This is a genomic window from Lentzea sp. NPDC037011 (genome assembly GCF_055607425.1).
This window is the reverse complement of sequence record NZ_JBVJRT010000012.1, coordinates 87,112-96,893: the sequence shown is the minus strand read 5'-3', so window position 1 is coordinate 96,893 and position 9,782 is coordinate 87,112. Positions and strand designations below refer to the sequence as shown.

12 protein-coding genes are annotated in these 9,782 nt (G+C 70.6%); 6 read left to right on the top strand and 6 right to left on the bottom strand.

Annotation, left to right across the window (positions count from 1 at the left end):
- Positions 1–29: 29 nt before the first annotated feature.
- Entirely contained in the window at positions 30–800 is a 771-nt protein-coding gene (locus ACZ7CH_RS32420) for a pentapeptide repeat-containing protein (protein WP_470375693.1), read from the top strand.
- A gap of 115 nt (positions 801–915) precedes the next feature.
- Here the strand turns inward: ACZ7CH_RS32420 and ACZ7CH_RS32415 are convergent, their stop codons facing one another.
- Positions 916–1,674 carry a DUF2637 domain-containing protein gene (locus tag ACZ7CH_RS32415; RefSeq protein ID WP_470375692.1) on the bottom strand — a complete coding sequence of 253 codons (759 nt, stop codon included), beginning with the start codon at positions 1,672–1,674 and terminating at the stop codon, positions 916–918.
- A 479-nt stretch (positions 1,675–2,153) separates the two neighbouring features.
- Between ACZ7CH_RS32415 and ACZ7CH_RS32410 the strand changes: the two genes are divergently transcribed.
- From ACZ7CH_RS32410 to ACZ7CH_RS32400, 3 genes are all read left to right on the top strand, one after another.
- Positions 2,154–2,900 carry a hypothetical protein gene (locus ACZ7CH_RS32410; protein WP_470375691.1) on the top strand — a complete coding sequence of 249 codons (747 nt, stop codon included), beginning with the start codon at positions 2,154–2,156 and terminating at the stop codon, positions 2,898–2,900.
- A gap of 122 nt (positions 2,901–3,022) precedes the next feature.
- Positions 3,023–3,634: a ClpP family protease gene (locus ACZ7CH_RS32405; RefSeq protein ID WP_360390166.1), complete on the top strand. Its 612-nt coding sequence runs from the start codon at positions 3,023–3,025 to the stop codon at positions 3,632–3,634.
- Positions 3,631–4,218, top strand: coding sequence for a ClpP family protease (locus ACZ7CH_RS32400; RefSeq protein WP_360390164.1), 588 nt, complete (start codon positions 3,631–3,633; stop codon positions 4,216–4,218). Before ACZ7CH_RS32405 ends, ACZ7CH_RS32400 begins: the two co-directional genes overlap by 4 nt.
- Here ACZ7CH_RS32400 and ACZ7CH_RS32395 read toward each other — a convergent pair.
- From ACZ7CH_RS32395 to ACZ7CH_RS32380, 4 genes are all read right to left on the bottom strand, one after another.
- A complete protein-coding gene (locus tag ACZ7CH_RS32395) occupies positions 4,215–4,577 on the bottom strand; it encodes a helix-turn-helix domain-containing protein (protein ID WP_360390161.1) in 363 nt (120 codons plus the stop codon). The genes ACZ7CH_RS32400 and ACZ7CH_RS32395 overlap by 4 nt on opposite strands.
- A gap of 65 nt (positions 4,578–4,642) precedes the next feature.
- Entirely contained in the window at positions 4,643–5,014 is a 372-nt protein-coding gene (locus ACZ7CH_RS32390) for a MerR family transcriptional regulator (RefSeq protein WP_360390158.1), read from the bottom strand.
- 9 nt (positions 5,015–5,023) lie between these two features.
- The gene (locus ACZ7CH_RS32385) at positions 5,024–5,455 is read right to left on the bottom strand and encodes a hypothetical protein (RefSeq protein ID WP_360390156.1); all 432 of its coding nucleotides are present in this window, start codon (positions 5,453–5,455) and stop codon (positions 5,024–5,026) included.
- A 44-nt stretch (positions 5,456–5,499) separates the two neighbouring features.
- Entirely contained in the window at positions 5,500–6,189 is a 690-nt protein-coding gene (locus tag ACZ7CH_RS32380) for a hypothetical protein (protein WP_360390153.1), read from the bottom strand.
- Between the two features lie 97 nt (positions 6,190–6,286).
- Here ACZ7CH_RS32380 and ACZ7CH_RS32375 point away from each other — a divergent pair, with 97 nt between their 5' ends.
- Positions 6,287–6,862 carry a DUF4232 domain-containing protein gene (locus ACZ7CH_RS32375; protein ID WP_470375690.1) on the top strand — a complete coding sequence of 192 codons (576 nt, stop codon included), beginning with the start codon at positions 6,287–6,289 and terminating at the stop codon, positions 6,860–6,862.
- 82 nt (positions 6,863–6,944) lie between these two features.
- Positions 6,945–7,553, top strand: a complete 609-nt coding sequence (locus ACZ7CH_RS32370) for a LysE family translocator (RefSeq protein WP_360390147.1) — start codon at positions 6,945–6,947, stop codon at positions 7,551–7,553.
- A 19-nt stretch (positions 7,554–7,572) separates the two neighbouring features.
- On the opposite strand, the gene ACZ7CH_RS32365 is transcribed toward ACZ7CH_RS32370, so the two are convergent.
- Complete coding sequence (locus tag ACZ7CH_RS32365) at positions 7,573–9,693, bottom strand: ATP-binding protein (protein ID WP_470375689.1); 2,121 nt, start codon at positions 9,691–9,693, stop codon at positions 7,573–7,575.
- Between the last annotated feature and the right edge of the window lie 89 nt (positions 9,694–9,782).

The following is a 9,782-nucleotide window of genomic DNA, read 5'->3' as shown; positions in this document are numbered from 1 at the left end:
GTCGACAAGATTCAGGCGGGGGGCGCCGGATGGTGGATGAGGCAGAGTGGCGAACGCACAACGAGATCGCCGGTTCCGTATTTGGTGTCAGCCTTCAGGCTGGCGCAATATACGGCGGGGTTCATATACATGACCGGCAGAATGGCTCGATCGCGGAGGTCTTCACTGCCGCAGTCGAACAGTTGTCGAGCGGCAACGCCTTAGCTCGGATCGCTGGTATCCGGCTGCTGGAAAACCTCGGTCAGGAGCATCCGGGCTACCGGCAGGCCGTCATGCACGTACTGTGCGGCTGCCTGCGCGCTGCCAGCGATCATGCACCCTCCGGCGGCGACCTGGGAGTGTTGAAAACTGCGCAACGCGTCATCCTGAAGCACATGTCCCAGCCTCGCAGGGACCTGCGAGACGTCTTTTACGACATTCGCACACGTCGCGGAGGGTGGGATGACAGAGATGGGCAGTACTGGCCGGATGTGTCAGTTGACCTTAGTGGCGTAACTCTTACGGACTTCGATACTTCGGGGCGATGGATCAACGACGTGGACTTCAGTGGCGCGCGCTTCATCGGCAGCTTCGCGAAGTTTAGTCACACCTACTTCTCGGAGAGCCCGCGGTTCGACGGGGCTACCTTCGCCGTCCCCGCTGATTTCACACTTTGCTATTTCAATCGCGGTGCGTCTTTTGATGGTGTCCGTTTCGTCGCAGCCGCTACGTTTCGTGAAGCTTTTTTCGCAGGTCCGTTCAAGAGTGATGGTCTTAGCTGCGATGGCACTATGGACACGGTAGGGATGCATTTCTCTTAGGTGGGCAGGGTGCGTTTGGTCTCCAGGTGTAGCGCTCGCAGATCAGCGGGCATTTAGGACCGACACATCGGACTTCGCCGCTCGCCAGGTCAATAAGCGCGTGGTTGGCGCCTTGTCAAACCTGATTCTGATCGCCGGTGTGGTCGTGAGCGGCATCGCCCTCTGGGCGGCCGATCTCGTTGGCAGCTCTGGGCTTGCGACGGTGCGAGTGGTTGAGAGTGGTCGAGGAGGCTACAAGGCCCTTCTCGTGCCACATGCGCAGCACCCTGCGGCCGTAGTTGTTGGTTCCTGCAGCACGGTCCAATTCTGCGCCGGTCGGCAATCGACCGTGCGCGGCTTGCGCACGGAAGTAGGCCCACATCCGTTGCTCGGCGGTCGGCTCTCCTGGCGGACGAGAACCGCCCGAGGCTGAAGCGAGTCGCACCACGCTGGCGGTCTCGTCGCCGTTCTCATCGTTCCCGATTCCAGTCTGATTCGTGGTTTCGGCGCGACGACGCTTCAGGGCGTGATTGAGCAGCTCGACTGCGAGCAGCAGCGCAAGTGGCGGACATGCCGCGACCGCCACGGCGAACACGCTCAACTCCGGGGCCGCGGCCACGTTCGCGCACAGCGAGAGCACGATGCCGAACGCGAACGCCAGCCAGGCCTTCCAGCGCCCGCTCCCACGGCCTGTCTTCCACAGCTCGACCGTCGCCGTGGTCAACAGGCCGTCCACGATCAGTGGCCAGATCGCCGCGGTGGTTTCGTCCGCGCCGAACCGGAGCGCGAACTCGCGCCCGTGTCGGTACGAGGCGTACGCCGCGCCGAGCGCGACAAGGGTCGTACACGCGCACTGGACCCGCAGCGAGCTATCGCGCCGGACGACGGCGGTCATCGTGCACCGCCGGCTCGACGCCGAGCCGCGACGGCTGCCGCAGCTGAAGCAGCGCACCCGTTGACGCAGGCGTGGACCTGGGAGCCGGTCACAGAGCGACCAACAGGCACCGAGGCAGCATGGACCTGCATGAAGTTTGCTGCGCAAACCGGATAGGCCAAGCCGTCAGCTTGCAGGTCAGTCAGGCCGTAGATGATCTCGTTCGGATTCATCAAGCCTCACCGCCAGCGCGACGGCGGCGGCCACGTGGAACCTCCACGGTGGCGGAAACTTGCAGTTCACGGCGGGTGTGCGAGCGTGTAGACATTGTGCGAGGTGCGCCGGGGGCACGACCTTCGGGCGGGGTATGTCTGCGGAACGCGCGGACATACCCCGCCCGTGGTGTTTTCTGGGCTCCCAGGTCCCCGGCCGGGCGTTGTTTTGCGCCTTGGTGCGTGGGAGGGTCGGAACGCGATGACCTTGCTGGCGGGGGTGGTGTGGTGGGGTTGCGGGTCGAGGTGGACCACTCGCTCGGCGGACGGTGGACGTCGTTGCGCAGCGGGGAACGCGAGTGGCTGTGGGCCAGAGAGGACCCGGCACGCGCGGCGGTGTCGCCCGGAGACCCCTGGGCGGACGCGGGCGGGCTGGAGGAATGCGTTCCGACGCTGCGCGGGCTGCCCGACCACGGTGACGTGTGGAGCCGGCCCTGGCACGAGGTCGACGGCTGGTGGGCGGTGGAGACACCGGAGTTCTCGTTCCGGCGGCGCTTCGGCGGTGAAGGCGACGTGGTGGTCGTCGACTACGAGCTGACGGCCGAACCCGGCTATCGGTTCGTGTGGGCGGCGCACGCGTTGCTGGAGCTCAGCCAGGAAGCCCGTCTGGAGGCACCGGAAGGAGTCCCGGTGCTGATCGCGGACCCCGCGCCGGTGATGAGCGAGTGGCCGGCGGGACTGGCAACGCTCGGACCGGACGACGGCACGGCGACCGGTGCGGTGCTGCGCCACGACCGCATCCGGGTGGTCGACGGCGAGCACGCGCTCGACTTGCGGGTGGAGTGCGCGGGACAGCCGGTGTCGATCGCGCTGTGGCGGAACCTCAAGGGCTGGCCGGAACCGGAGCCCTACCGCAGCATCGGGGTGGAACCCATGGTCGGCGCGAGCTTCGAACGCACCGACCCCGACAACCCGGTCGCCGTCGTGCCCGCCGAAGGGATCGTGCGGTGGCGGCTCACCGTGGAATCGGCGTGACCGTGCGGCCCCCGAAGGTGTCCTCAAAGGACTGAAGCTCCGGGTGCGTGCCTGCCGTGAGCCGATCTGCCCACAGCAGCAACGGAAGCGGCCGCGGCGGTGGCACCGGCATCGTCGGGTGCATGACGAACGACAAGATGTTCAGCCCCGGTCTGAGGGACCGGTTCTTCGCGCAGCGGGTGCTGATCCTCGACGGCGCGCTCGACGACGACAACGGCACGGTGCTCGCGACCCAGATGCTGTCGCTGGCGAGCGAGGACCCGCGGCAGGACATCGCGCTGTGGATCCACTCGCCCGGCGGGTCGGTGCCGTCGATGCTGGCGATCCGCGACGTGATGCGGCTGGTCCCGTGCGACGTGGCGACCCTCGCGCTGGGTCTCGCGTGCAGCGCGGGCCAGTTCCTGCTCTCCGCCGGCACCAAGGGCAAGCGGTTCGCGTTGCCGCACGCCCGCATCCTGATGCACCAGGGTTCCGCGGGCATCGGTGGCTCCGCGGTCGAGGTCGAGGTGCAGGCCGACGACCTGCGCCACACCAGGGACACCGTGCTCGGGCTGATCGCCGAGGACACCGGCCAGCCGTTCGACCGGATCTTCACCGACTCGCTGCACGACCGCTGGTTCACCACCGACCAGGCCCGCGAGTACGGGTTCATCGACCACGTCGTCAGCGACCTGGGCCAGGTCGTCCCCGTCCGCACCCACCAGCTGGGCCTGCACTCCGGAGCCGTCGCATGAGCACCTACACCATCCCCAACGTCATCACCCGCGACGCCCGCGGCGAGCGGATCATGGACGTCTACTCGCACCTGCTGTCGTCGCGGATCGTCTACCTGGGCACCGGGATCGACTCGGGCGTGGCCAACGCGCTGATCGCGCAGCTGCTGCACCTGGAGTCGGACAACCCCGACCTGGAGATCAACCTCTACATCAACTGCGAGGGCGGCGACCCGTCGGCGATGCTCGCGCTCTACGACACCATGCGCTACATCAAGGCACCGGTGGCGACGACGTGCGTGGGCCAGGCCGTCGCGGCGGGCGCGGTCCTGCTGGCCGCGGGCGCGGAGGGCCGCCGGTCACTGCTGCCGCACGCCAGGGTCGTGCTGCACCAGCCGGCGGCACAGGGCAGGGGCACGATCCCGGACCTCATCCTCGCCGCCGACGAGGTCGTCCGGGTGCGCTCCCAGTTGGAGAACGTGCTGTCGCGGCACACCGGGCGCGACGTCGCCCAGCTGCGTCACGACACCGACCGCGACCGCGTGTTCGACGCGGAGGGTGCTGTGGCGTACGGACTGGCCGACCAGGTGCTGGAGCAGCGCTAGGCCGCCATGAGCACCGGTCCGCTGGGACGGCCGAGGGACCGCGTGGTCATCACCGGGCCGCCGGGGCGGTGCACCGGACGCGCGGTCTGGAAGTGCCGGACCTGGCCCGCGATGCCGACGAGCAGGTCGGCCAGGTCCACGCCCAGCGCACCGGTGACCGCGGCGATCATCTCGCTCGACGGCTCCTTGCGCCCGCGTTCGATCTCGGACAGGTACTGCGTCGAGATGCCCGCCCGTTCGGCCACGTCGACCAGGCGGGCACCCTGGAGCTCCCTGATCTCGCGCAGCTTCCGGCCGAGCGCCTCGCGCCACAGCGGCTGCGGCTCGCGCTTGCCCTTGAAGTCGAAGATGTCCGCCATGCCGCCATCGTGACAGCAGCCGCACCGGCCGGAAGGTGCGTTCTGCTGTCGGCAGAAAGACGCCGTCAGCTCAACGCGGCGACCACCGGGCACGTCTCGCGCGGCCCGTTCGCGGCCACGTCGAGCAACGCCAGCCGCACCCGTTCGAGGTCGCGCACCCGTTCCTCGATCTCGCCCACCTTCTCCTCGATCACCCCGCCCAGCCCGGCCACGTCGACCGGACCGGCGGACAGCGCGAGGATCTGGTCGATCTCGGTGAGCGTGAACCCGAGCAGCTGCGCGCGGCGGATGAACTTCAGCCGCTTCACCGCCTCCGGCTCGTACTCGCGGTACCCGCCGCTGGTGCGCCCCGACGGGACGACGAGCCCGCGCCGTTCGTAGAACCGCACCGTGCTGATGCCCACGCCCGCCGACCGGGCCAGTTCGGAGATGCGCACCGCCGGACGCTACCCCGCCCTGCGCCCGGCCAGCAGCGCCCGCAGCTGCGCCGCACCCCACGCCACCTCCAGCACCAGGAACACCGCCAGCACCGGCGTCTCGCCCTGCCAGAGCGCCCGGGTGAACCACCCGCTGAACAGCACCCTGCCCACCGTGTCCGCGGCGATCAACACCGGTTCCGGCCGCACCCACCGGACCACCGACCACAGCACCACGACCGTGCCGAACAGCGTGGCGAACAACAACGTCATCGCGTTCGGCGGGGGAGGCGGCGCACCCGGCAGCCCGAGCGCCGCGTGCAGGTCCCCGATCAGACCCAGCGCGAACGCCGCGGTCCACGGCGTGAGGAAGGCGGCGCTCGCCACCAGGTCGTACAGCGCGCCCGCCCGGCCCCACCTGGTCACCGCGGCGCGTTCCGAAGTCTCGACGGTCTCGATCACACCGCCACCCTCGACCCTGCACCACGGTGCAGGGTCAAGCCCGCTCAGGAGAACGCGATGGACCGCGCCGACCGCAACGCCCTGTCCACGTCCCGCCAGTAGGCGCGGAAGCCGGCCGGCGCCGACCGGGCGTGCTCGCCGCCCTCCGCGCGCAGGAGGTCCATGTGCTCGGCCGTGAGGATGACGAAGAACTCCCACCGGTTCTGCCCGGTCATCGCCGGAACGGCGCGGTCGCGCCCGCGTTCCAGCTCGCGGTGCACCATCTTGAGGTCCAGCAGCCGTTCGCACTGCGCCGAGTCCCGTGCCGCGTCGATCAGGGTGCCCACCAGCGCGATCAGCCGGTCGTAGTCGTCGAGCAGCAGCTCGACGGTGTAGGTGGAGCGGTGCGTGCTGACCCGGTTCTCCTGCTTGCGCCGCCACCAGACCGGCGCGAGGTCGTGCGCGAGGACGTCCCCGTCCTCGCGCAGCCGCCGGGCCAGCTCGCGCAGGTTCCCGTCGCCGGCGTGCTCCCGGTACTCGAACGCGACCGCCCGCAACGAGGTCCGGTCCGGGTGCAGCGTGCTGAAGTGCTGCAGCAGCACCGACTGGTCCTCTTCGGACAGCGTGCCCCACTCGCCGTACGGCCCTCCGCAGGCCTCCGCGAGCTCGTCGAGGCACAGGGCGGCCGCGAAGAGCTCGTCACCGCCCCACTCCTCGTTGATCCACCGGACGAAGCCGGGATGCACGGCGTTCATCGGTATCCCTCCCCGGAGCAGAGGGTAGCGCCGCGGCGGAACGCCGGCCGGTGCCAAATCAATGACATCTCCTCCGGTCACGGGCATGATCGGTCGCATGAGATCTGGGGGCGGAGCTCTTCTGGCGGTGGTGACCGCGCTCGTCGCACTGACCTCGTGCGGCAGGCACACGGCGTTGCGGCAGGAACCGGTGCTGCCGCCACCCGCGCTGACCACGGCGGCACCGGCGGAACCGGCCTGCACCGGCGGCCTGCGGTTCACCACGAGTGGCGGCGACGCGGCCACCGGCCTGCGCGTGATGGCGGTCGAGGTGGTCAACTGCGGCACCGAACCGGTGCAGCTCAACGGCCACCCGCAGGTGCGTCTGCTCGACGAGCGCTGGCAGCCGCTGGACGTGGCGGTCCTGCCGGGTTCCGGCGGCATCGCACGGCTCGAAGGCTTCGACGACCCGCCACAACCGATCACCGTGCAACCGGGCGGGCGCGCGCGTTCGGCGATCCTCTGGCGGAACACGCACACCACGCTCGACCCGCCGCAGGTCGGCAGCCACGTCGACCTGGCGGTCGCACCCGGCGGCGCCTGGCAGTCGCTGGTGCCGGTCGCACCCGAGCGCAGCATCAACATCGACCTGGGCAGCACGGGCCGCATCGGTGTGCGGGCATGGTACCGCTGAGGTCCACTGTGGATGGTGTCACGCACGTGTCGGCCGAGTAAATTCTTCCGGCACCGCAGCGTTTCCGTGTTCTGATGGCCGCATGTCGACCACCGCACTGCTGAGCTTCACGCTCGTCGCGCTGCTCACCGTCATCACCCCGGGCCTGGAGACCCTGCTGGTGCTGCGGACGGCGCTGCTCGTCGGCCGGCGCGCGGCGCTGGGCGTCGTGGTCGGCAGCACCCTGGGCTGCCTGGTGTGGGCGGCGGCGGGGCTGGCCGGTCTGACCGCGCTGCTGACCGCGTCCGAGCTCGCCTACGACCTGGTCCGCGTCCTCGGCGCCGCCTACCTGGTGTACCTGGGCGTGAAGGCGCTGTGGACCGCCCGCACACCCGTTGACCTCGACGAACCGGCCCCGGTCCCGTCGGTCCGCGCCGCCGTGCGCGTCGGCCTGCTGACGAACCTGCTCAACCCCAAACCCGGCGTCTTCTACCTCTCGCTGCTGCCGCAGTTCCTGCCCGCGTCCGCACCGTCGTGGGGCGTGCTGCTCGTCGCCATCCACCTCGGCATCGGCCTGCTGTGGTTCCCGGTCCTCATCGGCCTGGCCGCCCGCGCCCGCGCCTTCCTGCTGCGCCGGCGACTCCTGCTCGACCGGCTCACCGCCACCGTGCTGATCGCGCTGGGGCTGAAACTGGCCGCCGAGACGCGGTGAGCCGGTGCCGGCGAACCGGCTACCAGCGGCGGTCGGGGTCGTCGCCGGTCACCGACCGGTGCCACGCCGCCAGCGCCACCCGGCTGGGCAGGCCCAGCTTCGTGCGGATGTTGACCACGTGCCGGTCCGCCGTCCTGGGTGAGATGAAGAGGCGGGCGCCGATCTGCTTGGCCGAGAAGCCGTCGGCCACCAGGCCCGCGATCGTGAACTCCTGCCTGGTCAGACCGCCGGGCAGGGTCGGTCGGGGCGGGCGGCGCTCGGAGTCGGGCACCGGTTCCAGCGCGAGCTCCATCGCCTGGTCGGGGCGCAGGTCGGCGCCCAGGGTGGCGATCACCGGGTGGTCGTCGCCCAGTGCGCGGCGGACGGTGCGGTCCGCGCGTTCCAGCAGGACGCGGAACGGGGTCAGGCCTGCGAAGGAGATCCGGGTGGTGCGCTCCTGCGACCGCAGCGCGCCCAGCAGGCGGGTCGCGCGGTCGTGGGCGCCCAGTTCGGCGCAGGTGCACGCGAGCAGCCACAGGCTGTGGGCGGGGCCGTGGGTGTCGCCGAGGGTGAGCTGGATGCGCAACGCCTCCGCGGCGTGCGGGTGCGCGAGGGCGGGGTCGCCGTGCAGCAGCTCGTAGAGGCCGCGGTGCCACAGCGCCCACGCGGTCGACCAGGCCACCCCGGTGCTCTTCGCGGCCAGCGCGGTCGTCGCCTTGTCGGCGGCCTCGGCGTCGAGCAGGAGGCAGGAGGCGGTGGCGAGGAACAGCTCGATGACGTACGTGTCGCCCGGCGCCGAGCGTTCCCTGGACAGCTCGGCGAGGCGCTCGTACACCGGCACGCAGTCCGCAGAGCCCGCCACGAGGAAGAGCTGCGTCGCCTCCACCCACATCAGGTCCACATCGGACTCCGCATCCGGTGGCTGCCCGCGCAACTCGCTCAGCAACGGGCCCGCCGCCGCGAGGTCGCCCTGCGTCAGGGCCAGCAACGCCTGGTGCGCGGCCAGCGACGTCCGCAGCGGCGGTCCGACGGCCTCGCGTGCGATGGCCAGCAGGTCCTGGAACTGGCCGAGCACGCCCGCGAGAACGGGGAACCGGGTCCGCCCCAGGTCGATCAGCATCGTCGCGCCGGTGGGCGCCAGGCCGGGGGAGCGCAGCGCGTACCCGATGGCGGTCCGGAGGTTGGGCCACTCCTCCCGCAGGCGCGCGACCCACCGCGAGTCGTCCGGTGAGAACCACGACCTCGCGGCCTCCTCCGCCACCGCGCTGTAGTGCCGCACATGTCTGCGCCGCACCGCATCGGGGTCCGTCAGCAGACCTGTGCCGAACCGCGCGACCGTGTCCTGCAGCCGGTACCGCGTCCGCTCCACCACCGGGTTCGCCGACACCGTCACGAGCGCCCTGTCCACCAGTGCGGACAGCGAAATCTCCCTGCCGCACAACGCTGTCGCCGCGGCGAGGTCGAAGTCCGCCGGGAACACCGACAGCGCCGCCCACAGCTCGCGCTCCTCGTCGGAGCAGTTCCGCGCCACCCACTCCAGCACCGGTGCGCGCACCGGCTCGCCCGGTCGCGTCGCGGCCAGCTCGACCGCCAGCGGCGTCCTGTCCAACGCCTCCGGCAGCCGGGCCTCGGTGACCGCCGCCCGGTCGCGGAACAGCGCCAGCGCATCATCAGCGGACAACGGCGGCACCAGCAGCACGCACTCGCCGTACAGGTTCAGCGGCGCACGCGAGGTCACCAGGACCGTGAGCCCCTCGCAGTGGCGCAACAGGTGGTGCACCAGGTCCCGCACGGCGTCGAGCAGGTGGTCGCACGCGTCTAGCACGAGCATCAAGTGCTTGTCGTACAACGCCTCCACGAGCCGGCAGGGGCCGGCGTCCCGCCCGTTGTCGACGACGCGCAGCCCGGCCGCGACCGTCCTCGCCAGCAGTGCCGGGTCGTCGAGCTCGCCCAGCGGCACCAGCCACACCCCGTGCCGGAACGCGGTGTCGTCCCGCACCGCGCGCGCCGTCTCGACCGCGATCCGCGTCTTGCCCACGCCGCCCGTGCCGACCAGCGTCACCAGGCGCGACCGGCCGAGCAGCGCCCTGGCCTCGGCCAGCTCGGCGTGCCGGCCGATGAACGTCGTGGGCCGGTCGAGCAGATCGTCCCGCACGGTCATCGGCGCATCCTTGCCCAGCTCGCGCGCGCCACGGCGAGAAGGATCGACTCACCACCCTTTCGGCCTAGCACTCTCACCCGGCGCGCCCA